This is a genomic window from Neobacillus sp. KR4-4 (assembly GCF_042136325.1).
GTDB lineage: Bacteria > Bacillota > Bacilli > Bacillales > Cytobacillaceae > Neobacillus.
On the sequence record NZ_JBHHJU010000007.1, the window covers coordinates 30,588 to 55,713 of the forward strand.

22 protein-coding genes are annotated in these 25,126 nt (G+C 40.0%); 15 read left to right on the forward strand and 7 right to left on the reverse strand.

Annotation, left to right across the window (positions count from 1 at the left end):
* Positions 1-9 precede the first annotated feature (9 nt).
* Positions 10-942, reverse strand: coding sequence for a polyisoprenyl-teichoic acid--peptidoglycan teichoic acid transferase TagU (tagU, locus tag ACE198_RS09220; RefSeq protein ID WP_375375322.1), 933 nt, complete (start codon positions 940-942; stop codon positions 10-12).
* Between the two features lie 255 nt (positions 943-1,197).
* Between tagU and ACE198_RS09225 the strand changes: the two genes are divergently transcribed.
* The gene (locus tag ACE198_RS09225; RefSeq protein WP_375375323.1) at positions 1,198-1,995 is read left to right on the forward strand and encodes an EcsC family protein; all 798 of its coding nucleotides are present in this window, start codon (positions 1,198-1,200) and stop codon (positions 1,993-1,995) included.
* A gap of 82 nt (positions 1,996-2,077) precedes the next feature.
* Here ACE198_RS09225 and ACE198_RS09230 read toward each other — a convergent pair whose 3' ends face one another.
* Positions 2,078-2,404, reverse strand: coding sequence for a hypothetical protein (locus tag ACE198_RS09230; RefSeq protein ID WP_098573937.1), 327 nt, complete (start codon positions 2,402-2,404; stop codon positions 2,078-2,080).
* A gap of 618 nt (positions 2,405-3,022) precedes the next feature.
* On the opposite strand from ACE198_RS09230, the gene ACE198_RS09235 reads away from it, so the two are divergent.
* The 5 genes from ACE198_RS09235 to ACE198_RS09255 all read left to right on the forward strand — a co-directional run bounded on the left by ACE198_RS09235 (position 3,023) and on the right by ACE198_RS09255 (position 8,283).
* The gene (locus tag ACE198_RS09235; RefSeq protein ID WP_375375324.1) at positions 3,023-3,886 is read left to right on the forward strand and encodes an HAD family hydrolase; all 864 of its coding nucleotides are present in this window, start codon (positions 3,023-3,025) and stop codon (positions 3,884-3,886) included.
* Positions 3,887-4,034: 148 nt separating this feature from the next.
* Positions 4,035-4,943: an N-acetylmuramic acid 6-phosphate etherase gene (gene murQ / locus ACE198_RS09240; RefSeq protein WP_375375325.1), complete on the forward strand. Its 909-nt coding sequence runs from the start codon at positions 4,035-4,037 to the stop codon at positions 4,941-4,943.
* Between the two features lie 23 nt (positions 4,944-4,966).
* Complete coding sequence (locus tag ACE198_RS09245; protein ID WP_251461258.1) at positions 4,967-5,821, forward strand: MurR/RpiR family transcriptional regulator; 855 nt, start codon at positions 4,967-4,969, stop codon at positions 5,819-5,821.
* A gap of 96 nt (positions 5,822-5,917) precedes the next feature.
* Positions 5,918-7,279: a PTS transporter subunit EIIC gene (locus tag ACE198_RS09250; protein WP_375375326.1), complete on the forward strand. Its 1,362-nt coding sequence runs from the start codon at positions 5,918-5,920 to the stop codon at positions 7,277-7,279.
* On the forward strand, positions 7,276-8,283 hold the full coding sequence (locus ACE198_RS09255; protein WP_375375327.1) for a MupG family TIM beta-alpha barrel fold protein: 1,008 nt from the start codon (positions 7,276-7,278) through the stop codon (positions 8,281-8,283). Before ACE198_RS09250 ends, ACE198_RS09255 begins: the two co-directional genes overlap by 4 nt.
* A gap of 71 nt (positions 8,284-8,354) precedes the next feature.
* Here the strand turns inward: ACE198_RS09255 and ACE198_RS09260 are convergent, their stop codons facing one another.
* The 3 genes from ACE198_RS09260 to ACE198_RS09270 form a co-directional block, all read right to left on the reverse strand.
* Positions 8,355-9,008 carry a dienelactone hydrolase family protein gene (locus ACE198_RS09260; RefSeq protein WP_375375328.1) on the reverse strand — a complete coding sequence of 218 codons (654 nt, stop codon included), beginning with the start codon at positions 9,006-9,008 and terminating at the stop codon, positions 8,355-8,357.
* Positions 9,009-9,138: 130 nt separating this feature from the next.
* Positions 9,139-9,429, reverse strand: a complete 291-nt coding sequence (locus ACE198_RS09265) for a c-type cytochrome (RefSeq protein ID WP_375375329.1) — start codon at positions 9,427-9,429, stop codon at positions 9,139-9,141.
* A gap of 146 nt (positions 9,430-9,575) precedes the next feature.
* Complete coding sequence (locus ACE198_RS09270; protein WP_375375330.1) at positions 9,576-10,742, reverse strand: GntR family transcriptional regulator; 1,167 nt, start codon at positions 10,740-10,742, stop codon at positions 9,576-9,578.
* A gap of 374 nt (positions 10,743-11,116) precedes the next feature.
* On the opposite strand from ACE198_RS09270, the gene ACE198_RS09275 reads away from it, so the two are divergent.
* From ACE198_RS09275 to ACE198_RS09290, 4 genes are all read left to right on the forward strand, one after another.
* Positions 11,117-12,484 (forward strand): extracellular solute-binding protein, encoded by a 1,368-nt coding sequence (locus ACE198_RS09275; RefSeq protein ID WP_375375331.1) that lies wholly within the window; start codon positions 11,117-11,119, stop codon positions 12,482-12,484.
* Positions 12,485-12,571: 87 nt separating this feature from the next.
* On the forward strand, positions 12,572-13,492 hold the full coding sequence (locus ACE198_RS09280) for a carbohydrate ABC transporter permease (protein ID WP_375375332.1): 921 nt from the start codon (positions 12,572-12,574) through the stop codon (positions 13,490-13,492).
* 71 nt (positions 13,493-13,563) lie between these two features.
* Positions 13,564-14,328, forward strand: a complete 765-nt coding sequence (locus ACE198_RS09285; RefSeq protein ID WP_098574090.1) for a carbohydrate ABC transporter permease — start codon at positions 13,564-13,566, stop codon at positions 14,326-14,328.
* A gap of 24 nt (positions 14,329-14,352) precedes the next feature.
* Positions 14,353-17,463, forward strand: a complete 3,111-nt coding sequence (locus ACE198_RS09290) for an alpha-mannosidase (RefSeq protein WP_375375333.1) — start codon at positions 14,353-14,355, stop codon at positions 17,461-17,463.
* A 129-nt stretch (positions 17,464-17,592) separates the two neighbouring features.
* Here the strand turns inward: ACE198_RS09290 and ACE198_RS09295 are convergent, their stop codons facing one another.
* A complete protein-coding gene (locus tag ACE198_RS09295) occupies positions 17,593-18,498 on the reverse strand; it encodes a helix-turn-helix transcriptional regulator (protein WP_375375334.1) in 906 nt (301 codons plus the stop codon).
* A 118-nt stretch (positions 18,499-18,616) separates the two neighbouring features.
* On the opposite strand from ACE198_RS09295, the gene ACE198_RS09300 reads away from it, so the two are divergent.
* On the forward strand, positions 18,617-19,399 hold the full coding sequence (locus ACE198_RS09300; RefSeq protein WP_375375335.1) for a phytanoyl-CoA dioxygenase family protein: 783 nt from the start codon (positions 18,617-18,619) through the stop codon (positions 19,397-19,399).
* A 170-nt stretch (positions 19,400-19,569) separates the two neighbouring features.
* Positions 19,570-20,517, forward strand: a complete 948-nt coding sequence (corA, locus tag ACE198_RS09305) for a magnesium/cobalt transporter CorA (protein ID WP_375375336.1) — start codon at positions 19,570-19,572, stop codon at positions 20,515-20,517.
* A gap of 104 nt (positions 20,518-20,621) precedes the next feature.
* Here the strand turns inward: corA and ACE198_RS09310 are convergent, their stop codons facing one another.
* Positions 20,622-21,638, reverse strand: coding sequence for a LacI family DNA-binding transcriptional regulator (locus tag ACE198_RS09310; protein WP_375375337.1), 1,017 nt, complete (start codon positions 21,636-21,638; stop codon positions 20,622-20,624).
* 467 nt (positions 21,639-22,105) lie between these two features.
* On the opposite strand from ACE198_RS09310, the gene ACE198_RS09315 reads away from it, so the two are divergent.
* The 3 genes from ACE198_RS09315 to ACE198_RS09325 are packed head-to-tail and all read left to right on the forward strand — an operon-like array spanning position 22,106 to position 25,120.
* Positions 22,106-23,425: an extracellular solute-binding protein gene (locus tag ACE198_RS09315; RefSeq protein WP_251461286.1), complete on the forward strand. Its 1,320-nt coding sequence runs from the start codon at positions 22,106-22,108 to the stop codon at positions 23,423-23,425.
* Positions 23,425-24,303 carry a carbohydrate ABC transporter permease gene (locus ACE198_RS09320; RefSeq protein ID WP_251461246.1) on the forward strand — a complete coding sequence of 293 codons (879 nt, stop codon included), beginning with the start codon at positions 23,425-23,427 and terminating at the stop codon, positions 24,301-24,303. The genes ACE198_RS09315 and ACE198_RS09320 overlap by 1 nt, the downstream gene beginning before the upstream one ends.
* A complete protein-coding gene (locus ACE198_RS09325) occupies positions 24,290-25,120 on the forward strand; it encodes a carbohydrate ABC transporter permease (RefSeq protein WP_098573970.1) in 831 nt (276 codons plus the stop codon). The genes ACE198_RS09320 and ACE198_RS09325 overlap by 14 nt, the downstream gene beginning before the upstream one ends.
* Positions 25,121-25,126: the final 6 nt, after the last annotated feature.

A 25,126-nucleotide genomic window follows, 5' to 3' on the forward strand; every position in this document is an offset into this window, starting at 1 on the left:
AGCTTTTATTTACTTAATTTCTAGTTCTGACTTTAATTCCTTTTGAACCCGTTGGATTTCTTCTTCTGAAACCAATCCATAATAAATGTTATCGATTCTTGTTCCTTCTTCTTCTATCTCCATTTGCTCAATGGATGATCCAACATGTTTATAACCTTTTTGAATAGCTACCATTTGATCAAACGTCAGGTTTGTTTTTACATTTTTGCCAAGGACGGCAAATATACCGGAAAACTTAGTTAAGCTGGATAAACTTGCTCCCTCTTTAATTACCCCTTCAATAATTTGACGCTGTCTTATTTGTCGGCCAAAGTCGCCTCTAGGGTCTTGTTTTCTCATTCTTGTATAGCTTAATGCTTTTTTACCGTTTAGCGTCAATTCTCCTTCAGGAAAATGGTATCCATCTTGGGTGAAATCTAAGTCATTATTGACCGTTATACCGCCAACGGCATCGACCATCCCCGTGAAGCCTTTCATATTAACCTCTATATAATAGTCAATTGGTATATCCAGAAAGTTTTCGACGGTATCCAGCGCCATGGGGATCCCTCCAAAGGCGTAGGCGTGGTTAATTTTATCCTCCGTCCCTTTTCCAATAATTTCAGTTCGAGTATCGCGTGGAATGCTTAGCATTTTTACGGAATTATTGTTGGGATTAACGGTTAATACAATCATGGTGTCAGAGCGGCCCGAGTCTCCTTCTCGCTCGTCCACACCAAGCATTAAAACCGAAAAAGGATCTTTTTCCTTAAGCGAAACGGGTTCCTCACGTTTTTCAGATGTTTCACGTTCCATCGGCTGATGCATCGCAGCAACAGCATTTTTGAAAGATTTATAGACAGTGGATCCATAGATTCCGCCGCCAATTAACAGTAGTAGAAGGATTGTGCCGGTCACCTTTACCCATTTTCTAAGTTTTCGTTTCCTTTTTTTCAATCGCATTCATAAACCTCCAAACTATCACAATCAGTTGTTCATATCATACGATAAAAGTGTTCGAAAGTCGTCGGTTTTCCGTTGCTATTGTCAAAATGTGTCGGAACTCCTAGGAATTAGGGGCGGGAAAATGGGGATAATAATGAATTAAGTCGCAGTATTCTGGTTGATTATGACTATCCCCAAAGTATCAGCCGTGAAACCTTTCCCCATCTCATACGTATGTATTCATAAATAAACGAACGAGGGTGACCGCATTACATGGAAACACGAGAAGTTTTGTTGAACGAACTAAAGGTCATTGAGAAGTGGGAAAATGATCAGAGTGATCTGTGGATTTGGGATCGACTAGGCAGACTTCCATTTAAGATTCTTGATAAAATAACTCCCCAATTCATCCATAACAAAGTTGGCAATTTGCTAGAAGAAATCGGCTCCTATATTCAGAATGGCGGCAGCTATTTAATGAAAGAACATAATCTCTTTGAAAAAATTGAAAAAGAAACGGGCCGGCCCATCACGCAGGTATCGGATATTGAGGATATCCCGTTAGTTACTATGGATAAGTTGAGTCAGGAGCTAACCGGGCAACGGAAGAAGTTTGCGGCCATCCAAGGAGCAAGCACAGGAATTGGCGGGATTTTTACCCTTGCACTCGATGTTCCGGCGTTAATGGGTATCTCCTTAAAAACACTGCAGGAAATCGCCATCCTCCATGGGTATGATCCCAATGAGAAAAGCGAACGTATTTTTATGATCAAATGTCTGCAGTTTTCATCGGCAGATATTGTTGGTAAACGAGCGATTCTGAATGAGCTTTCCAGCTATTATCAGCAAGGGAGCGGGTCCAGTGAAATGATGTCGCAGCTGCAAGGCTGGCGTGAAGTGGTATATACATACAGGGACCAGTTTGGATGGAAAAAGTTGTTTCAGATGGTGCCTATCGCTGGGATGATTTTTGGGGCATTTACCAATCGCTCGATGATTAACGACCTTGCGGAGACGGGAATTATGCTTTACCGGAAAAGAAGGATTCTTGAGAGGTTGGAACAAAAATAGGTATAAAAAAGGGGACAGCATATTTTTGCTGTCCCTTTTGGCGAGAGTCATGGGATCCCGTCAAAACTTTAATTCAAACCTATTAAATGCTAACGAGAATTTCTGCTTTTTCCTCAAAATATTTATGCATAAGTGTATTAAGTTTGATAGAAAGATTGATGTATTCCGAGCTGCTTGGTCCATCTTGCTTACATATTTCGCTCAGTGTTGTTTTAAGTTGAACGATTTCCTTTAAAAGTTCCATATTTTCCTTTTGAGTTCGTTCCATTGTTTTCATCATACACCTCGTAAAATTATTTTTTACTGCCTTTGGTTTGGAAGGCATGATGACTTGATTCCCATCTTTTTCGTCTTCTAATGATAATACAATTCCAAGCCCATTTTGATAGTAACATAGTGGATTTTTCATGTGAACACCGAATTTAATAGTAAAAATATTAGCAAAAAAGTAAATGATATTGGTATATCAATGCATTTAAATAGAGATTTCTAACTGCTTGGTAATAAACGTCTCTCATATTTCGACAAATTATTTCATAATAACATCAAAAATAAAAATAAAATTATTCGAAAATTTCAGACAATGATTCTCTCCAAAAAAATAGATCCGGCCGAGTGCCAGATCCAAACAGAATATATTAAAGGGGGTTTTTGAAAAAGAGAAAGGTAAGTGCTTGTCCTCTTCATGTACTTATCTTACCCCAAAATAATGAACAAACTATGAATAATTCATTTAGATTTTATTAATTGTTTAGAACTTGCAACTAAGCCTAGAGGCTTTTTTTATTGAATTGTAGGCTTTAATTCTACTTTTAAAATTCCATATATTATCAAAATGTACAAAAACACTGGATTTTTGTACTAAACGGCTTGAAAATTGCACAAAAGCTTGTTGGATTTGAACAAAACATCTTAAAAATTGAACAAAACCCGCCCGAAAAATAGATACAATGTAATATTGAAATTAAATTTCAATAATATTATTAAAAATATAAAATACAATAATATTATAGAGGAGGATTACATAGTGAAGTATCGACTACTAGCAACAGACTTAGATGGCACGTTATTAAATGATCAAAAAGAGATTGATGTGGAAACAATCGAGGCGATTCATGAGTACCGCAAGCGAGGTGGCAAGGTCGTCATTTGCAGCGGTCGCTCCCCGCTATCCACGCAATGGATTGCCCGGACAATTGGGCTTAGCGGTGAGTCAATCATTGCCTACAATGGAGCGATTCTGCTGGATGCGAATGGCGAAATCCGCGAGCAATCCGTTTTTCCATATGAGTCACTAATGACCTTTTGGGAAATATGTGAGACGGAGGGCATCTATGCGCATTTTTATGAGGGGGATATACTCCTCGTCCCTGAGGTGACTAAATGGAATGAGAAATGGATTGAAAATAACATCCCCACCCTGGAAGCATCTGGGGGAGAACCTCAACATTGCCAGAGGGTTCGGGAGAAATGTCAGGTGAAGGTCGTCGATGACTTTTACCAGTACCTGAAGGAGCAGGAGCGGAGCATTACAAAAATTGCTGTATTTGATGATGAGAATAAGCTCCCGGAGTTTACCCGGCGGCTTAAGGAACAGGCAGTGGAAATGGAAATTAGCAGCAGTTTTAATTTTATCAATTTAGAAATTACCCCCAGTGGTGTAACAAAGGCATCTGCCCTGGTTAAACTTACTGAGCAGTTGGGAATCCCGCTCTCACAAACGGCAGCGATTGGTGATAATTTTAACGATGCTCTGATGATCTCAGCTGCCGGCCTCGGAATTGCGATGGGAAATGCACCTGAAAAGGTGAGACAATTAGCGGATCGGGTGACTGGAAATAATAACGAGGCAGGGGTCGCAAAGGCGATTCGTCGTTACTTGTTTGAATAAGACCCTAGATCATCTCAGAGTGAAATAGTGTTTTGAAATACCATTTCACTATTTTAATAAATTACTTGAAATAAAATTTCAAACGGAATATAATAAACGTACGGTAACCGTTTTCACCTCAAAAAAGACTTACAGGAGGACAACGATCATGACAGAAAATCTTGAATTATTAACGACTGAATCTCGCAACGAACAGTCCATGCAGATAGATACAGCAAGTCCAAGTGACATCTTACGAATTATGAATGAGCAGGATCAACTAATCGCACTAGCAGTCAAGGATGTTTTACCGGATATTGAAGCAGCCGTCCAATTTGTGGTTGAATCCTTTAAGAACGGCGGACGCCTGATTTATTGTGGTGCAGGCACGAGCGGGAGATTAGGGGTTCTCGATGCAGTAGAATGCCCGCCCACTTTTAGCACAGACCCTGAAATGGTCCAAGGACTTATCGCAGGAGGAGAGCGCGCCTTTTTGAAAGCAGTTGAAGGAGCGGAGGATCAGCCGGAATTCGGTGTGAACGATTTGAAGGAAATCGGGCTGACGAAAGATGATACGGTCATTGGTATTGCAGCTAGCGGCCGCACACCTTATGTTATCGGGGCGCTTCGATATGCACGAAGCATTGGAGCGAAAACCGTAGCCCTTTCTTGCAATAGAAATGCGGCAATTAGTCAGGAAGCCGACCAAGCAATTGAAGTTATTGTCGGTCCAGAGGTCCTGACTGGTTCGACACGATTGAAGTCAGGTACCGCTCATAAGATGATTCTAAACATGATTTCAACTTCTTCGATGATTCTTTTAGGAAAAGCCTATGAGAATTTAATGGTTGATGTTCATGTAAGTAACCAGAAATTAAAGGAACGGGCGATTGGAATCATTCGTAAAATTACCGGGGTTTCCTATGAACAGGCGTCGGAAACACTTGAAGCCTCTAATCTTCAAGTCAAAACGGCCATTGTTATGATTAAGACGAATACGTCGAAACAAAAAGCAGAACAATTATTAATAGAAGCAAATGGATATGTGAAAAAGGCAATCCAACATGTAGTAGAGTAATTTTAAAAAAGGTGGTCTTTGGTGTGGCAGCAGGCGGATTAAAAATGATTCAAAATATGTTGGAACAGCTTCCAGCTTCTGAGCGGAAAATTGCTGAACTGATTCTTGAAAATCCTCAAGTGATATTAAACAGTACCGTCCATGACATCGGTTCCAAGGCTAATACAAGTGGTGCAGCTGTAATAAGACTGTGTAAATCTTTGGGCTTAAATGGATTTCAGGATTTAAAAGTAAGAATTGCAGGCGATCTTGTGAAACCGGTGGAGCAAGGGTACCGTGACATTGAGCCGGGTGAATCGTTTTTCTCCATCGCCCAGAAGACAACAAGCAATAGTATCCAAAGCATCCGCGACTCGGAAGAAATGATTAATTTTGATGAATTGGAACGTGCCGTTCACACCTTGTCTGCTGCACAAAATGTTCATTTTTTTGGAATTGGGGCTTCAAGCATTATCGCAAAGGACGCACAGCAAAAGCTCCTAAGGGTTCATAAAAATGCAACCGCTTTTACGGATACACATCTTGTTGCCACGTTAATTGCCAATGCCAATAAGGAGGATCTCGTGTTTGGGATCTCCCACTCAGGCGAAACACCTGAAGTCATTAAAGTTATGGCACTTGCAAAAGAGCGCGGCGTGAAAACGATTAGTTTAACGAAATATGGGCAATCAACGGTCTCTGCTCTGGCTGATATTAACTTGTTTACGGCGTACTCTGGAGAAGCTCCGTTTCGAAGTGCAGCTACTTCTTCACGCCTTGCGCAGTTATATATCATGGATATTTTGTTCTTGTCGATGGCAACCGTCCAATATGAGGATACGATTCATTCCATTGATAAAACAAGGGAAGCGATCCGGTTTATTAAAGATGGGAAATAGTCCTTTTCGGGAGGTGATGTGAACACTTTTCCATTTGTAGATTTAAGGAAATAAGTTCACTTAAAAAAATAATCAACGGAGAGAAGGGGAACAAGAATGGCTGGAGAGAATAAAATTTTAGCAGAAAAGATTCTTGAACAACTAGGCGGCCCGGCGAATATTAGCAATTACACGCATTGTATGACAAGACTTCGTGTGACACCAAAGGATGACGCACTTGTCAACCAAGTGGCCATTAAGAAAATTGACGGAGTCATGGGCGTAGTAGAGGAGGAAACCCTCCAAATTATCCTTGGACCTGGAAAAGTAAATAGAGTCACAGAAGAGTTTGGTAAATTAATAGAAGACGCCGGCGGGATTGATTTGAAAGAAAAGGCGGCCAGCAAAAAGGCGGAAATCAACAAAAAGAATGCGACACCGTTTAAATTGTTTTTACGAAAAATCTCTAGTATTTTCATCCCGTTAATTCCGGCTCTAGTTGCATCCGGGTTGATTACAGGAATCACCAAAGCGATTGTCCAAGCGGGCTGGCTGGCAGCGGATTCCCAACTGGCGACTATTTTATCGGTTATTGGCAGCGGTTTATTTGGTTACCTTGGCATTTTAGTTGGTACCAACGCAGCGAAAGAATTCGGTGGTTCACCCGCACTCGGGGCGATTGCTGGTATTTTAATCATTAACCCTGCGGTTGCAGGAATCAAATTGTTTGATACTGCTTTACTTCCGGGACGCGGCGGTTTAATCGGAGTTTTATTTGCCGCCATCTTTATTGCTCTTGTTGAAAAACGAGTTCGTCGTTATGTTCCACAATCGCTTGATCTATTTATCACACCAACGGTTGCTTTATTGGTTACTGGTATTGTTACTTATCTTGTCTTTATGCCGTTGGGTGGTTTTGTGTCAGATGCGATTACAAAAGGATTAACGTCACTGCTTGATGTGGGTGGTGTAGTGGCTGGATTTGTCCTTGGGGCCACCTTCCTGCCGCTCGTTGTCACTGGTTTACATCAAGGATTAACACCGATTCACTTGGAGTTAATTAATACACTTGGAAATGACCCGCTTCTGCCAATCTTGGCGATGGGTGGTGCGGCACAAGTCGGAGCGGCGTTTGCGATTTACGCTAAGACGAAGAAAACTCGCTTAAAAAGAGCGATTGGCGGGGGTCTTCCTGCAGGAATTCTCGGCATCGGTGAACCGCTTATCTTCGGTGTAACCTTACCATTAGGCCGTCCATTCTTAACTGCCTGCTTAGGTGCAGGTGTCGGCGGTGCGTTCCAGGCTGTCTTCCATGTGGCAACTATCGCGGTCGGGGTTTCTGGTTTACCGCTGGCATTTTTAGTCGTAACTGGGCAAGTCCTGCTGTATCTGCTTGGTGTATTAATTTCTTATGGAGCTGGGTTCTTGTTCACCTATTTATTCGGCTTCAATGATGACATGGCCGGTGAGTTTGATTGATCGGTATTAGTTTCTATTTAAATGACCCTTTAGCAGAAGAGCGGATTAGATCTGCTGGGAAAATGGGTGTGAGGTCGGCATTTACGTCGCTTCACATCCCAGAAGAGTCTGGGGATTTAGCAGGCCGTGCGTGTGAGTTGCTTAAGGCAGCAAAAGAGGCTGGTATCGAGGTGTATGCAGATGTATCTGCTCGAACGCCTGCCCATTTAGGATTGGATAGTTTATTTTCGTTAAAATCCTTAGGGGTTATCGGTTTGCGGTTGGATGACTTTTTTGCGAATGAGACGATTTTGAGTCTGGCGAAGGAATTCAAACTCGCGCTTAATGCGAGCATTTTGTTTGAGGAAGATGTGCGGGTACTGTTAGAAGGCGGGTTAGAAGCTAGTCAGCTGCTGGCTTGGCATAATTTCTATCCAAGGCGTGAAACGGGATTATCGGATTCGTTTTTTCAGGAGCAAAATGAGCTTTTTAAAAGGTATGGTATTCCGGTAAGCGCGTATATTCCAGGTGATGGTGAGAAACGCGGCCCGTTGTATGAAGGGCTGCCAACCTTGGAAAATCATCGCGAAGTTGATCCGTATCGGGCTGCGCTGGAGTTGTTCCACGCGGGTGTGGAGGATGTCTACATCGGTGATCCGGAGGTAAGTGAGGACCTTCTTCAAAAATTAAACGATTTTGACTGCCATCATCGTGTTTCGATCCGAGTTGAAGGCTTCCAGGAAGGTGAGTTCCGGCTCCGCCCTGATTTTTCCCGTGATGTTCTAAGGCTTATGGATACGAGAAGTTCTGAATCAGTCGCCGCTCGGAATACGGTAGAGCGGCCGCTGGGGACGATTACTCGAGATAATGACCGCTATGGACGCTATCGCGGAGAGGTCCAAATCACGCTTCATGACCTCCCGGCCGATGAGCGAGTCAATGTGGTCGGAAGGGTTGTAGAGGAGGACTTGCCGTTGCTTTCCTTACTGCAGCCAGGGCAGCTTGTCAAGCTGATTCGGGTTTAATTCTTGTGCTTGTCGACGTAAAACCAAGGGATATCCCTAATTGGTTCTGACACCTGTCACAAACCCTTCATTTACTCTTTAAAATGTTTGAAAATATGTACAACAAATGGCATCGCGTTTGCGGTGCTTTTTTCATGTCTCTTTAGAAAATTTAGCATTTCGTTATAGGCGCTTTTGTATGACTTTTCATTAAATTTAGTTGAGAATGGATCACTAAATCCGTGCTGTCCATTAAATTTATGGATCTCGACATTCTTTTTATCTAAAATTGAAATTAACTCATCCACATTAAAGGATTGTTCCTCTTGTGGAAAAAATAAAATTGTAGGACATAACGGAACTATTTGTTCGTAATTCCTTATTCTCGAACCATAGTATGCAACAACGCCATCAAGACCATCTTCCTCACTACACAACCAAGCAACAGTTGCCCCGACACTAAATCCAATAATAAATATTTTTTGGTAATCATTTTTAATATCTATTAATAGATTCTTTATTTTATGTACTGCTTTAGAAATCCCTACATTCTCCATAAAATTATGGTAGGCAGTCTTCTCTTCAGAATAATCAAATGGATGTTCGCGCTCTAATAAGTTCGGACAGATAACATCAAAATTCTGTTTTGATAGTAAATGACAAAAACTCTCCATATGTTGATTAATGCCATAGATTTCGTGTAACACAATAACCAAATTACCTGACTTATTTAGTAACTGAAGCATTTTTAATCCCCCTATAATGACTCTTAACACCCCTAGTATAAATCCAGTTTAATAAATTTTATCAATACAAAGATATAATCGGTTTCAAATAACCACAAAAAAACACCGAAAACCGGTGTTTTTTTTATGGTCAATTTTCCATCAGCCATTTTGTTACAATCTCTGATTTTTCCGCATCTAATAGATTTCCAGGCATTTTTTTCGTGCCTTCGTTGACAATCTTCAGAACTTCCGCTTCAGAATATTTATCTTTCATATGTGTTAATCCCGGGCCAACAGCTCCTTGTAATGTATCGCCGTGACAAGCGGCGCAACTTTCTTTATAGATTTCTTCCCCATCCATTGCTGTACTGGATTTAGTTGATGAACAGCCTGTTACTAATATAAGCACCAACGCTACAGCAGCCCACAGTCGATTCACGATGTCTCCTCCAAACACATTATTATTGTTCTTTATAACTATCTTAATAGAGTTTGGGTGCGAAATTTCATTTCAAATATGAACAAAAATGTAAACTTCGCGCTATAAAGGACATATGGAGTGTTCAATAAACAGCTAATCACATCCTACGAACGAACGTGGGCAGGCAGGGTTATATTTGATACGCTATTACCTTCAACCAATTTGAAATCTATCATATTTTGTATTGGTACTTTCTCACCTTGAATTTGTTTAAAAAGTAAATCTACTGTTTTTATGCCAATAAATTCTTCATCTTGTTGAATGTGAGTGAAAACCATAGCGTTATACAGCCGTCCGGGATGGTCGAAACAAGCAATGGCATAATCTTTAGGAACCGATTTTCCAAGTGATTTAAGTACTTGGGCTAGTACACATGCTATTTCATACTCACAAGCAATGAATGCGGTCACCTGTGGATTTTCCTCGATAAACTTCTGTAGTTTCATCTCATCCTCAAAAACCTGCTCTGATTGCCTAAATGTCGGCAAGGTACAGAAAATATCCGTTAATAAATAATTTGGACTAACTCCCATTTCCCTCTGCGAATATGCCGTCATAAATCCTTGAATTCTCTCTTCGATTGATGAGGTGTATTCTTCTGGCGGGGAAACAAACGCAATATGCTTATGTCCTTTGGAAAACAAAAACTCTGTTAATTCCTGAGTCGCTGTCTTATTGTTTGTATAAACGGCACAAGCTTGAATTCCTTTTAAATATCTGTCAATTAAGACGAGTGGAAATCCCTCAAGTACCAGTCGTAATAAGTTTGCTGTGTAATGCTGCCCGTGGACTGGACAAATAATAATCCCTTTTACCCCCTGCTGAATCATGGAATGAATGGCTTCTTCTTCTTGTTCTTGGCTGCCATATGTCAACTTGACCAACAGGTTAAACTTCAATTCAGAGCAGCGCTTCTCAATATTATTCAGCATTATCCTTCCAAAACTATCGGAAAAGAACTCAGGTATAATCAGACCAATCAATCCATTCACGTCTTGATCCTGATGTTCCCTTTGTTCCAGCTGATTCTTTGAATCAACTGTTCCAAAATCAGGAAGGGTCATAGAAACATAGGAACCTTTGCCTCTAATGCGCTCGATTGCCCCAATTTGCACCAATTTATCAAGCGCCTTTTTCGAAGTGATTCTGCTTACTTGAAATTGGTCCGCTAGTTCTCTCTCTGTGGGAACTTGATCCCCAGGTTGTATTTTACCTGTCTCGATCTGATTTAATAAATTAATATAGATTTTTTCATATAATGGAATTTCCATGTTAATCCTCATTTCGTTCAAATGATATATTAAATATATTATATAATACAACCCATTACAATGCATTATAAAATATATAATTTTATGGCGGTTCAACTAGTCCCTTTTCTAGGAAAAGAAAGAAAATCATTAAAAGATATGACCGAATTATAGTACTTTTATATCATTTTTTATTAAGAATATAGTAAATATTCAAAAAACATATTGACTTAATATAAATATATCAATTATCCTATCAACATATAAAGTTAGAAAATTAAGGCAAGGGAGGAATGAATTAGGTTGGGACATTGGCATCATTTTTATATTCAATTATGAAATCGTTTTCTTTTGCTCAAAACAATAAATGAGAGAATGGGTGAGAGTGTATGAAAATGAAGAAGTATAAGAGATTAGCAGTTGTTTCCCTTATCACTGGAAGTGTATTGTTAAGTGCAGCATGCTCGAATCAAAGCGCATCGACAAAAGACAGTAATAAAGAAGTCATTAAAATTACCTATCGATCTGGTGGAGGAACGAACAAAGGGTTTACAGATTGGCTCAATAAAGAAATTATCCCGGAATATGAAAAGAACAACCCCAAAATAGACATTCAGCTGGCGCCCTTAAATGTCTCGGAAGGGGATTATTTTGCAAAAATTGCCTTAATGCTGAAATCCAAAAATACAGCGCCTGATATCGTAACAGAGGATACCTTTATGGTGAATTCAGATGCGAGCGCCGGTTATTTGACACCGCTTGATGATAAGATCGAGGGTTGGAGTGATTGGAGCAACTATACCGAAAATGTTAAGCAAGGTGTTATTGCGCAGGACGGTAAGATTTATGGGGTGCCTTTTAACACCGACTCCCGAGGACTTTGGTATAACAAGGATCTATTCACGAAGGCGGGCCTTCCAGTTCCATGGGAGCCTAAGTCATGGGATGATATCCTGCAGGCCGCAAGAACCATAAAAGAAAAGCTTCCTGATGTGACACCGTTTTGGATGAACTCCGGAAAAGCAACAGGGGAAGCAACATCAATGCAAACATTTGAAATGTTGCTTTATGGAACGAAAACTCCGCTTTATGATAACGATTCGAAAAAATGGATTGTAAAGAGCCAAGGACTTACGGATACCTTCAAATTTATAGATACGATTTATAAGGAAAAGCTTGGTCCGAATCTTTCTCAAGTATTAAATGGACAGGCAGGTGCTGTGGCTTATCAGCAATTAATGCCTAAAGGCAAGCTAGCCATTGGCTTAGACGGAATCTGGCAGACAGGTACCTGGGGTGAGACTGGCGCAGTACCTTGGCCTGAAGCCTTTACGACGTTAGGATTTGCCGCGATGCCGACCCAAAATGGGGAAGCACCTGGAACCATCACGATGTCCGGCGGATGGGCACTCTCTATTCCAAACAATTCACAGCATAAAGACGAAGCATGGGAATTTATTGAATTTGTCTCAAGCAAGGAACACACTCTGTCACTTCTAACAAAAGAAAGAAATTTGACAACACGTGATGATGTTGCACAAGAGAAGTCGTATCAGGAAATTCCGATGTTTAAGGAAGCGACTGAATTTTTGAAATTTGCTCAATTCCGTCCTGCCGTTGATAAATATCCAACTGTATCCACACAAATTCAATCACTTGTCGAGGACGTTGTAACAGAAAAATTAACTCCTGAGCAGGCTGCAAAGGAATATCAGAAAAATGTTACAAAAATTGTCGGTCAAGACAATGTGATTGAAAAATAATCATCCACAAAAAGTAAAATAAAGGTTACCTTTTTGTTCTTTGTAAAAGGTAACCTTTGTTTTAAATATAATCGACCGGGGTGTGAAATGAATACAAATACGGTTGTATCACCAACAGTCGCCATAAAAGAGAAGAAGAGAAAGGATCATACTCTTGTAAAATCGGTTCTCTTCTTATTGCCAGCATGGATCCTATTGCTTGTCTTTTTTGTTGGACCTATATTACTAACTTTTTATTTTGCGTTTACGAATCTTGCGTTAACAGGAACAGAGGCTAAGGATATTCAGTTTATCGGATTTCAAAACTTTTTATCCATGTTTGAAGACCCCAATTTCCGAATCAGTGTTGTAAAAACCATTGTGTTCTTGCTTTTTTCTGCCGTTATTGGCCAGCAGGTTTTAGGGTTCATTTTGGCTGTCCTTATGAAGGAGAAAAACAAAACGTTTCGTCGAATCATCGGCATCATTGTTCTTGCAGGCTGGGTAACCCCTGAAATTGTGGTAGCTTTTTGCTGGGTAGCATTTTTAAGTGATAACGGGACCTTAAATTTAATTTTGCAGCATATAGGCTTAAAGCCGGTTACGTGGTTATACACCTTTCCGATGGTTAGCGTAGTCGTCGCGAATATTTGGCACGGAACGGCCTTTTCGATGCTCGTCTTCCAAGCAGCCTTGGATGATGTTCCGAAAAGTGTGGAAGAGGCAGCTATGATGGATGGAGCCTCTCGTTTTCAAGTCATGTTTCGCATTGTACTGCCAATGGTTAAAGGATCCATCGTTACCAATATGGTTCTGGTAACCTTGCAAACATTAGGTGTTTTTACCTTGATTTTTTCTATGACAGGCGGAGGGCCTGGAACATCAACACAAACTCTTCCTATTTTTATGTACAACCAGGCATTTGTCAATTATCAACTTGGCTATGGAACGGCGATTTCACTCATCCTGCTCGTCATCGGTATCGGTGCAAGCTTGATTTATATCCGCTCTATGAAGGTCAATCTTTAGGAGGAGTTACTGTGAACCGTTATAAAACTGAAAAACTGGTTCCATACATTATTTTAACAGTCCTTGGAATCATGTTTCTTTTACCGCTTTTGTGGGTGTTGTTTGCATCCTTCGATCCAAATGCCCAGCAAGCTTTAAAAATGCCCAGCTCCTTTACGGTAAACAACTTTACGTCAATCTTGGCGGATCCTGCCAATCTTCGTTCCTTTGGAATTGGGCTGTTTATTTCATTAGGACAGGCAGTGCTGGTTGTAGTTGTTGCCGTTATGGCAGCGTACCCACTTTCACGTTATGCCTTGAAGTTTAAAAAGCCATTTATGTATACCATTTTGTTTATGACCGCTTTACCCATTACTGCGGTAATGGTGCCTGTCTATCAACTCTTTATTTATATCAACATGCAGGATTCTCTCATCGGGACCATTTTGTTTTTGACTGCATCCGGGCTGCCCTATGCGATTTGGATGATGAAGAATTTTATGGATTCTGTTCCATTGGAATTGGAAGAGTCCGCGTGGATCGATGGAGCATCCGTCTGGGCAGGATTAAGGAAAGTGGTTGCCCCCTTAATGATTCCTGGCATATGCACGGTCGCCATCTTTACCTTTTCCGGAAGTTGGGGGAACTTTTTCGTGCCGTACATCTTAATCCAGACCCCGGATAAATTTCCTGCTTCTGTAACGATTTTTCAATTTTTTGGAAACTTTGGAATGATTGAATACGGAAAACTTGCTGCTTTCTCGCTGATTTATACGATGCCTTCAGTCATCTTGTATATGTTTTCACAACGATTTATGTCCCAAGGCTTCAGCTTAGGTGGAGCCTCCAAAGGATAATCTTTATTTAGAGGAGCGTTTGATATGTTTTGGACTATTGAAAAGTTGGAAAGACGGATAGAGGAACTAGATTCCTATCGGTATAGAAATGTTCAGCCAGTGGCATCATTACAAGCTCAAGATGATGAAGATGGCAAGGTTTCGCAACGGCCGCCCGAAGACGGGCCATGGAGAACAATGAATATACGGGAAAGATGGGAAGGACGCGATAAGTACATTTGGCTTAAAACACTCATCCCAATTCCTAAAAATTGGGAACAACAAAAAATTGTCGGTGTATTTGATTTTGGAAAAACAGGCGGCGGTCATAATTCAGGGTTTGAGTCACTGCTGTATGTAAACGGGGAGCCCTATCAGGGTGTAGACATGAACCATCAAGAGGTATTTTTAGATAGTAGTCTAGCAGGGACGACTATTGAAATGTGCTTCCGGCTGTGGTCAGGGCTTGAAGGCGGAGGGAAGCCAACGCTGCAGGAACACCAGTTGAAAACGGCCTTTATCGCCTGTCTGGATGAAAAGGTAGATGATCTGTATTACACAGCTAGGGCTGCACTAGCGACGATCGAGTATCTACAGGAAAATCAGCCTGAAAGGCAAACCCTGCTAAAAGCCTTAGACAGGGCTTTCCTGAAGATCGATTGGTCTGTTCCTGGTTCAGAGGGCTTCTATGATTCTCTTTATCAAGCACAAACGACCTTAAATGAAGAAATCGAGCGAATTCCGAAAAATTATCCTGTTACCGTAACGGCCATCGGACACACTCACATTGATGTGGCATGGTTATGGAGGCTGAAACATACTAGAGAAAAAGCCGCACGCTCTTTTTCTACCGTTCTTCGTTTAATGGAGCAATACCCAGATTACGTTTTTTTACAAACACAGCCTCAATTATATGATTATATTAAAAAAGATTACCCGGAGATTTTTAAACAAATTGAAGGAAGAGTTCAAGAAGGCCGTTGGGAAACAGAAGGTGGAATGTGGCTGGAAGCAGACTGCAATCTGACATCGGGGGAATCACTTGTCCGTCAATTGTTGCTGGGTACTAAATTCTTCCGCGAAAACTATGGGAAGGAATGCGAATATTTATGGCTTCCAGATGTTTTTGGATATAGCTGGGCACTTCCGCAAATTTTAGTGAAATCCGGCATAAAAACCTTTATGACTACAAAAATTAGCTGGAGCCAGTTTAATAGAATGCCGCATGACACCTTTAAATGGAGAGGGATCGATGGAACAGAGATTTTAACTCATTTTATCACCACCCCTGAGGATGACCGCTGGTTCTATACATACAACGGACAGATCACTCCCCGTTCGGTAAAAGGGGTTTGGGAAGCGTATCGCGATAAAGCTGTGAACCAGGAGTTGCTCATTTCCTATGGTTATGGAGATGGCGGAGGCGGCGTAAATCGTGAAATGTTAGAGATGAGAAGAAAATTAGATAAGATGCCAGGCATACCTGCTGTTAAGACAGGCAGAGCGGATGAATTTTTTAAACGCTTGCATGAGACGGTAGACAAAACTGATCAGTATGTTCACACGTGGGATGGAGAATTGTATCTGGAGTATCACCGCGGGACCTATACATCTCAGGCGTATAATAAACGGATGAACCGTAAAATGGAGCTGCTTCTTCGTGAAACAGAATGGCTGAACACCTTAAGCAGTGTACTGTCAGGTTCATGGTCAGCATATCCTGCACAAGACTTGGAAGAAAGTTGGAAGATCGTGCTGCGCAATCAGTTCCACGACATCATTCCGGGATCATCTATTCACGAGGTTTATGAAGACAGCAAACTGGAATATGCTGAAGCGTATGAGCTTGCGGCTAATGCCTGGAAGGAGGCTTCACAGTCTTTAGCCGTAAATCATGGCAAGCATATGTATTCGATTTATAATTCCTCTTCGTGGAAACGAAATGATACCGTGAAAATCAACACGAACACGACTGGAGAATTAGTGTGGAAGAAAGAGACCGGAGAGGTATTGGAGGCCCAGCAAACGGCTGATGGAGAATGGCTGGTCAGAGTTGATGAAGTTCCTTCCCTCGGAAAAAGCTCCGTTTATTATGAACAGGGAATGAATGTAACAGCTTCACCCTTCCATGTTTCTGGAAATAGTGTTTCTTCCAACTATTATGAGGTTTCATGGAATGATAGTGGTCAGCTGACAAGACTATATGACAGGAAAAATAAAAGGGAAGTTTTAGCCCCTAACACGCGTGGGAATGTATTCCAGGTATTTGAGGATAAACCGATGCAATTTGATGCATGGGATATCGATCTTTATTATCAAGAAAAGATGAAAGAGATCTCGACTTTGAAGGGAACAAGAATCCTTGAAAATGGTCCAATCCGATGTGTAGTTGAGTTTATATGGGCCTATTCAAACTCGGTCATCCATCAAAAAATGACCTTGTATGCGAACAATCCGCGTATCGATTTTGAAACAAAAATTGATTGGCATGATCTAAACCAACTGTTGAAGGTAGCATTCCCTGTCGAAATTCGGGCAACGGAGGCGACATACGATATTCAGTATGGAAATGTAAAGCGTCCAACGCATTGGAATACAAGCTGGGATTATGCTCGGTTTGAAACGGTTGGTCATCAGTGGGCGGATCTATCTGAAAGAGATTATGGTGTGAGCATATTGAACGATTGCAAATACGGACATGACATTAAGGATAATGTCATGCGCCTTACCTTATTAAAATCGGCTACTTATCCGGATATAGAAGCGGACCAAGGTGAACATTTGTTTACGTATTCCTTGCTTCCCCATACTGGAAGCTGGTATGAAGGAAATACTGTACAGCATGCTTGGGAGCTCAATAATCCATTAACCTACGGAGAAGGCCAGACAGAATGCATGTCACTCTTCAACGTGACTGCTCCAAATGTGATGGTTGACGCTGTTAAAAAAGCAGAAAATGGTGAACATCTCATTGTCCGGCTGCATGAATTTGCAGGTGCAAGAGGAACAGTCGAAGTAACTAGTGATTTCCATATTGATTCCTGGCAGGAATGCGATTTAATGGAAAGAAGTACTTCCGAAGTACGAGGAAATGAGGCTTTTGCGTTTGATATTAAACCATACGAACTTAAGACATTTATCGTTAAGTTAAGATAGGATAAAAGCAGTGCCATTAATCAAACAGTCAACTAGTCAAAGCTAGTTGACTGTTTGTTCTACATTAAAATTGAAATCGCATTAATAATACAGCATAAAGGCCCATATCTAGAAAAGACTGAAATCAATTCAATTGATTTCAGTCTTTTCTCTTTTCAAGTAATCATTTCGATACCTAGCAGGTGAAGAGTTCATCATCGTAGTAAATACGCGTGTAAAGTAATGCACGGATCCAAAGCCGGTAACATCAGCGATTTCTTTAATTGGAATGCTTGTCATTTCAAGCAGGCGAGCCGCTTCGCGTACCCTTTCCTTGCGAATATAATGGGAGAAACTTTCGCACAATTCATTAGAAAAGAGCCTCGATAAATGACGACTAGAAATGTGAAGATAGTCGGCGACATCCTCTAGCTTCAAGGGTTCTGATAAATTATCGCGGATAAACAATTTTGCTTGATACAAGTGTGTAGGTGAACTATTCAAAAAGATTTTTTCAGGACTGCGGTTTCGCTGATTTGCTTCGGAGAACAAAGAGTGAAAGGACAGTATGAGTGTGTGTGCCATACTAGTAATTATATTGAAATCGTCGCCGCTCCAGTTTGACGTATAATCTACTAATGCCCTCCAGATTAAGGCCGTTGGAGAATCATCTGCCTCACTGACACAAATCCTATTGGTTCTCGCCAGTTGATTAAACCTGTGACTGGCCTCATCCATTGATTTTTCATGTAAAATCTCAAATGCGACAAATACAAGAAACAGTCCTGTTTCACTTAGAATTTGATGATGAATGTTCGGACGAGATAAAAATAATGTCCCTTTCTTTAACCGAAATTGGTCATCCAAGTCTTTATAAAGTCCTTCTCCACTTAGTACATAACACACTTCATAGAAGGAATGCCTATGTACGGGATTGTTGAAATGTTTTGGGTTCACCCCCCAGTAATTCACCTTAAAGGCAATTTCTTCTCCAAGCGGCCCCAGGGCATATTGATTTAAACTTCCTTCACTGTGTTTACATGATTGAACGATCAAAAACATCCCTCCGATGTCTTCAAAAGACAAAAAAACAGCCTATTTGGATAAAGACAGAAACCTATTATTTTCTTAAAATTATAACAATTATATGATCAACCTTAAAGGAGGAAATGGAATGATTACTTTAAAGGAAGCGGAATTTTACCATGAAAATGGATACTTGCTTGTTAAAGGGGTTTTTTCAAAAGAGGAAGTAGAGAGCATGAAAACCGCAGTAGAACGGATTATTCAACGTGCAGCCAATACAAAACATGATCGAAATCATGCATGGCAAGGGGAGTACATCCCAGCAAACGAGTTAAAAAAACTAGTGTTAAAAGGATTTCATGATGTTCATTATCATGATGCATCCTTTTCGAGAGCGGTAATCCATCCCAATATGGTGTCTATTTTGCAAAAGCTAATCGGACCGAATGTGCAGTTACATCACTCCAAAATGCTGGTTAAGCCACCTGAAAAGGGGGCAGCTTTTCCCATGCATCAGGATCATCCTTATTTTCCTCACGAAAGTCATACTATGTTGGCTGCTAGTGTTCATCTTGATGATGCAGACTTGGAAAACGGATGCCTGAGGGTCATTCCAAAATCTCATCAAGAAGGTCCCGTTTCTCATGTAGGCCGTCACTACTTAAATCATAAGGAATATCCGATTTCCATAGGGACCCCGTGCCCTGCCGAAGCAGGTGACGTTCTATTTTTTAATTATTTAACGATCCACGGGTCGGATAGTAATCGAAGTGACCGGCCGCGGAGAAACGTATTATTCCAATATCGGGACCCGTCGGATAAACCGACTGCCGATGTACACGTAAACTGGGGGCAAGGCTTGATGGTCTGTGGAGAAAACCCGACTTTCCGTGATTATCATGCAGACTTTGCCTCGAAAATAGTGAAATGAAAATAAAATACAACTAGTCAGTGAAATAAATGAGCTGGGAGATACATTTTCCAAGCTCATTTTTATGTGTAAGTATCGTTAACACATTTATGGTAATATCTTTTAAATAGACCGTTAAAAAGAGAGTGTGGAATTTGGAAAGGCTGAAATCAATAAAGTGAGGGTTATGAATGATTTTTACCTATGCGATTACACAAGATAACCAGTTGATAAAAGATGTAAAGTTGGAGGAATTAAGGTCAGATCGTTTCAAATTTTATTGGGTGGATTTTGAGGAACCAACAGAAGAGGAAACAAAGTTGTTAAGTGAATTTTTCCACTTTCATCCCTTGGCGATTGAAGATTGTCTGCATTTTATCCAGCGCCCCAATATGAATTATTATGATGGAGTCCTATTCTTTGTTTTACATTCATTAAGTAAAACAATCAGGTGTGAGGAGATAGATGTTTTTGTGGGAGAAAACTATGTCGTTTCTTTTCATAAGGAAAAGGAAGAGGCGATAGATGTGGTTAAGCAAAAATTATCCGCAAGTAATGAAATGGAAATGGCTGGCCCGTTATATATTCTTCATAGCATTATAGATGAATTAGTAGATTGCTATTTTCCGATTTTGCATCAAATTGAGGACAAGCTAAATGAATATGAAGAGAAGGAAGCAAGCAGCAAAAAAATCATCGAAGAGGTTTATGAGATTCGCAGAGATTTGATTCGTTTGCGGAAAACGATCATTCCGATGAGAGATTTGTTATACCGGATGATAAACTCGAAGCGGATACAGGACACAAAGCAAATTCACCATTATTTTTCAGATATCTATGATCACTTGATGAAGTTAACAGATATGGTTGCTTCTAATCAAGACGTTACTTCTGATATGAGGGAGAATTACATGTCCGTTCAATCCAATCGAATGAACTCCATTATGATGACACTTACCGTGATCACTACCATTTTTATGCCACTTACATTTATTGTGGGCGTGTACGGAATGAATTTTGACCATATGCCAGAGTTACATTGGAAATACGGCTATTTTATTACGCTCGGGGTTATGGCGATCATAGTCACAGTAATGATTTTTTGGTTTTACAAAAAAGGCTGGTTATTTAAAAAGTAATGCAAATAATCTAGAAATATTATCCTTTCAAAATAACAACCCCGCTATCACTAAAAAAAGTGGCAGCGGGGTTGTATTTGTTTATAAATTCACTCCGATGATTATTATTTTTTCTTAGCAGTGGACTCTCTTATGATTAACTTGGTTGGTAACAGGATTTCCTGAAACGGTTCTTCATTGTTTTCCATTCTCCAACAAAGTTGTTCGACTGCCTTTTTTCCGTAATAATTTAAATCGATATCCATCGTTGTAATCGTAGGGGTTGCAATTTGTGACAATTGCCCATTATCAAAGCTGCATACTGATGCATCTTCCGGTACTTTTAAACCTCTTTGCTGCAATATGGATGTAACTAGGAAACCTTTGCCGTCATTCACACAAAACCATGCTGAAGGCATGTCTTGAAGGCCGTTAAGAAATAAATTGATATCATGCTGATTTTCCTGTGTGTTGGTTAATATGAAATCTTCATTAGGGCTTATCCCGTATCTTTTTAAAGCTAGCAGGTATCCTTCTAATCGTTCTTGATAGCTAGGAGAAATGTCCACATTACCTACAAACGCTATTTCACGATGACCTAATTGAATTAAATATTCCACAGCAGTGTAGGCTCCGAACCGATTATTGGTCAGGATCGAATCAGCTTCTAGGTGCGGTTCATGATGATCAATTAAAACCGTAGGGATCCCCGTATTTATTATCGTAGAAATATAGTCCGTACTGATATGAGATAGGATTAAAATGCCATCGATTTCGTGATTTATTAATAAGGAAGGCAGCGATAAATTATTTTTGGCTTCGCTATCTATCGATTCAATAAACAAATTCATCCCCCGAACTCTAAGCTCTTTTTCAACACTTAAGTAAATTTCACCAAAAAAGCTTTTAAGTGAAAATGCATAATCAGAAGCAATTAGAGCGATGTTTTTTAGTGTCTTTTTTTCAACTTGCTTTTGATTCCTACTATTAGAATAGGAATAACCTAATTCATCTGCAGTAGTTTGTACAAGCCTGCGGGTATCTTCACTAACTCCCGGCTTTCCAGATAATGCCTGGGAAACGGAGTTTTTCGAGATATTTAACCGATCCGCTATATCCTGCATAGTCACTTTTTTTTCCATTTCTTTGTTCTCCCTTAATCTATATCTTAATAATAATTTGTCATTACTTGTAATTATATTGTAACGTTACAACGCAAAAATTACAATAGTTATAAGGATGACAAAAATGTAAGTTATTTATAATTAACTTTATTGCTTTAGTGATTAATTGTTGACATTATTAAAGTAAGGTGCAATAATTACGTTTGTAAGGTGATAACTTACATGACTTTAAAGTTATTTTGATGTTTTGTAATTCCGTCAACACTTGTTGAGAAATGAGGGATTTGGGTTAATACCATAATTTTTGACTTGGATTACAAATAGTATACTTTTTTTTGAATGCTGTTGATAGCGCTGTCAGATAAGGCAGTTACGCCATCAGAAACACGTGTGATTAATTGTATAGTGTAATTATAGTTTAGGGCATTACTACTTTTATTAAAAGGTTGGATTAGAATTAGTCATTGGAGGAATATAAGATGAAAATGAAAAAAGTAGCATCAATCTTATTCGCAGCTTCTCTTACAGTTTCTGGTCTTGCTGCCTGTTCTACAGGTAACAATACAGGGCAAGAAACAGGTAAAAAGGATGGAGTAACAACAATTGAATTCTGGGCTGCTCCAAACCCAACACAGCAAGTATATTGGAAGGAAGTCGCAGCAGAGTTTACAAAGGAAAATCCTAAGATCAAAGTTAATGTAAGTCCTATGAAGGAAAGCCCGACATCTGAAGCAAGTATCCAATCTGCGATTGCAGGTAAAAGCGCGCCTACCATGTCTGAAAATATCAACCGTGGGTTTGCCGCTCAATTATCTGAAAGCAAAGCGCTTGTACCATTAGATGAATTAGATGGATGGGATGAGGTAAAGAAAAACCGTAACATGGAAAATACGATGAAGGGCTGGGAGTTTGCAGACGGCCACCAATACGTATTACCAATTTACTCAAATGCGATGTTATTTGGCTGGAGATTGGATGTTTTAAAAGAGCTCGGGTTTAACGAGCCGCCAAAAACTTATAGCGAAATGTTAGATGTAGCGAAGAAATTAAAAGCAAAATATCCTGATAAATATTTATGGGCAAAAGCAGACCTTGCTGATCCAACAGCTTGGAAAAGATGGTTCGACTTCTTCATGTTGTATGATGCAGCATCAAATGGTAACAAGTTTGTTGAGGGAACGAAATTCACAGGTGATCAAAAAGCTGGTGAACAAGTACTGGGCTTAATGGATGATCTTCGTAAAGCTGATGCACTGTTAACAAGACAATCAAAAGATCCGTTTGAAAGTGGTTTAGGAATTTTTGTCGATGTGGGTCCTTGGACTATTCCATACTGGGAAGAAAAATTCCCAGAAATGAAATTCAATGAAACCTATACATTAACACCTCCACCTGTTCCAGATGGAACAGATACTACCAATGTAAAAACGTTTGCTGATACAAAAGGTCTAGTTGTTTACGCTTCTGCAACAAAAGAACAACAAAAAGCAGCGATGGACTTCATTAAGTGGGTGTATTCAAAACCTGAAAATGATTTGAAATGGCTTGAAAAGACAAGCTTACCACCTGCCCGTGATGATTTAACATCAAACGATGCGTTTAAAGCGTTCTTTGACAAAAATCCAGCATTACAACCATATGCAGCCGCCGTTCCAAACGGTATCCCGCCGATGGATAATTCAAAATACAATGATATTCAGACTTTAATTGGTCAACATGCCTTCAATCCAGTGGTAAAAGGTGAGAAAAATCCGAAAACTGCCTGGAAGGACATGCAAGAAGCAATTGAGGGGGCTCTTAAATAATGAGCACAAAGCAAGGAAGGTTGGGCTGGCTATTTGCCAGTCCTTATCTTATATATGCGGTCGTTTTCTTTCTGATTCCACTGGTATGGTCACTGTTTTTATCCTTTACTGATTGGAATTTGATTGCACCAACTTTTAGTTTCGTTGGTATGGAAAATTACATGGAGGCTTTCAAGAGTCCAGGGGTTCAAAGTGCATTTTTTGTAAGTTTTAAATTTATGGCATTGTTTGTGCCGTTAGTTGTGGCATCTTCGATTATCGTTGCTTTAATCGTTCAAGGATTACCTAAATTTAAAGGGCTATTTTTAATTGGGTTTTTCCTGCCTTATTTAGCATCAGGGGTTGTATCGTCATTTATCGTTAAAGGGATCTTATCTTACAACAGTCCAGTGAATGAATTTTTGAGGGGCTCATTTGGATTAGATATAAACTGGCTTGGAACACCTTTTGCGGCACTCTTTGTCGTTGCGATGATTATCGCTTGGAAATTCACTGGCTACTATGCACTAATTTTAACGTCAGGATTTGAGAGTATTGATAAGGAAGTTTATGAAGCAGCTAGTATTGATGGGGTAACAGGCTGGCAGCGTTTCTGGAAGATCACCTTTCCACTTCTGTACCCGGCTTTGTTTACAGTATTAATCCTATCGATTGGTGTTACATTTGGTATTTTCACAGAGGTGTATCAATTAACAGGTGGAGGACCAAATTTTGCAACTAATACATGGCAAATGGAGATTTTTACAAGAGCATTCACGAATCTTCAAGCGGGCTATGCTTCAGCGATTGCCATTATTGCGTCAGTAGTAACGTTTATTTCAATATTTATCATTCGAAAACTCTTAGAAATGTGGGGGAAACGAAATGGGTGGAGCTAAGAAAAACGGATTATTGTTTCGTTACCTAATTGCCGTTGTTCTCTTACTGATTATGATCTTTCCGTATATTTATATGGTGTTAAATTCCTTTGCTGTTTGGGATCAAGTAGATAAGAAGCTCATTCCAACAGAGTACAGCTTGAAATCATATCAATGGCTGCTTGGTGGGGGCGAAGCGGTCATCCCAAGGCCATGGCTTAATGCGTTTTTTAACAGTTTTATCGTTTCTGGTGCATCAACGTTTTTAATGATGGTCACAGGTGTTATGGTTGCGTATGCCTTAGCGAAAATTCCTTTTAAAGGAAGAGACACCGTTAATAATGTGATTTTATTTCAAATGTTTTTCCCGGCGATTATTTTGTTAATCCCTACGTTCCTTGTGATTCAAAGACTCGGCATGTATGACTCTTATTGGGGAATGATTTTACCAAAAGCCCTCAGCTTATGGGCTGTATTTATGTATACCAACTTCTTTAAGGCGATACCAGATACATTTATTGAAGCCGCAAAATTGGATGGGGCGAGTGAATTGCAAATCATGTTTAAAATCGTCCTGCCAATGTCGAAATCGATTTCGACTGTTATCTTCTTATTCTTGTTTATGGAAAGATGGACCGAGTTGTTATGGGATATGTTAGTCGCGAAGAGCGATAATATGCTAACTTTAAACGTCCTTTTATCACAAATGTTTGGTCCTTATGGCGGCTATCCAGGGCCTATGTACGCGGCAGCGGTGTTATTAACCATGCCAATCATTATTATCTTCTTACTATTTGCGAAAAAGTTCCAAGAAGGAATGCAATTTACACTTAAGTAATTAATA

What these genes read in the sequence shown, in the direction of transcription:
- murQ (WP_375375325.1), top strand. Translation starts at nt 4,035, where the DNA reads ATGACAGAAAATCTTGAATTATTAACGACTGAATCTCGCAACGAACAG.
- ACE198_RS09320 (WP_251461246.1), top strand. Translation starts at nt 23,425, where the DNA reads ATGAGCACAAAGCAAGGAAGGTTGGGCTGGCTATTTGCCAGTCCTTAT.
- ACE198_RS09280 (WP_375375332.1), top strand. Translation starts at nt 12,572, where the DNA reads ATGAATACAAATACGGTTGTATCACCAACAGTCGCCATAAAAGAGAAG.
- corA (WP_375375336.1), top strand. Translation starts at nt 19,570, where the DNA reads ATGATTTTTACCTATGCGATTACACAAGATAACCAGTTGATAAAAGAT.
- ACE198_RS09310 (WP_375375337.1), bottom strand. Translation starts at nt 21,638, where the DNA reads ATGGAAAAAAAAGTGACTATGCAGGATATAGCGGATCGGTTAAATATC.
- ACE198_RS09250 (WP_375375326.1), top strand. Translation starts at nt 5,918, where the DNA reads ATGGCTGGAGAGAATAAAATTTTAGCAGAAAAGATTCTTGAACAACTA.
- tagU (WP_375375322.1), bottom strand. Translation starts at nt 942, where the DNA reads ATGCGATTGAAAAAAAGGAAACGAAAACTTAGAAAATGGGTAAAGGTG.
- ACE198_RS09325 (WP_098573970.1), top strand. Translation starts at nt 24,290, where the DNA reads ATGGGTGGAGCTAAGAAAAACGGATTATTGTTTCGTTACCTAATTGCC.
- ACE198_RS09270 (WP_375375330.1), bottom strand. Translation starts at nt 10,742, where the DNA reads ATGGAAATTCCATTATATGAAAAAATCTATATTAATTTATTAAATCAG.
- ACE198_RS09275 (WP_375375331.1), top strand. Translation starts at nt 11,117, where the DNA reads ATGAAGAAGTATAAGAGATTAGCAGTTGTTTCCCTTATCACTGGAAGT.
- ACE198_RS09260 (WP_375375328.1), bottom strand. Translation starts at nt 9,008, where the DNA reads ATGCTTCAGTTACTAAATAAGTCAGGTAATTTGGTTATTGTGTTACAC.
- ACE198_RS09285 (WP_098574090.1), top strand. Translation starts at nt 13,564, where the DNA reads ATGTTTCTTTTACCGCTTTTGTGGGTGTTGTTTGCATCCTTCGATCCA.
- ACE198_RS09230 (WP_098573937.1), bottom strand. Translation starts at nt 2,404, where the DNA reads ATGAAAAATCCACTATGTTACTATCAAAATGGGCTTGGAATTGTATTA.
- ACE198_RS09225 (WP_375375323.1), top strand. Translation starts at nt 1,198, where the DNA reads ATGGAAACACGAGAAGTTTTGTTGAACGAACTAAAGGTCATTGAGAAG.
- ACE198_RS09290 (WP_375375333.1), top strand. Translation starts at nt 14,353, where the DNA reads ATGTTTTGGACTATTGAAAAGTTGGAAAGACGGATAGAGGAACTAGAT.
- ACE198_RS09300 (WP_375375335.1), top strand. Translation starts at nt 18,617, where the DNA reads ATGATTACTTTAAAGGAAGCGGAATTTTACCATGAAAATGGATACTTG.
- ACE198_RS09315 (WP_251461286.1), top strand. Translation starts at nt 22,106, where the DNA reads ATGAAAAAAGTAGCATCAATCTTATTCGCAGCTTCTCTTACAGTTTCT.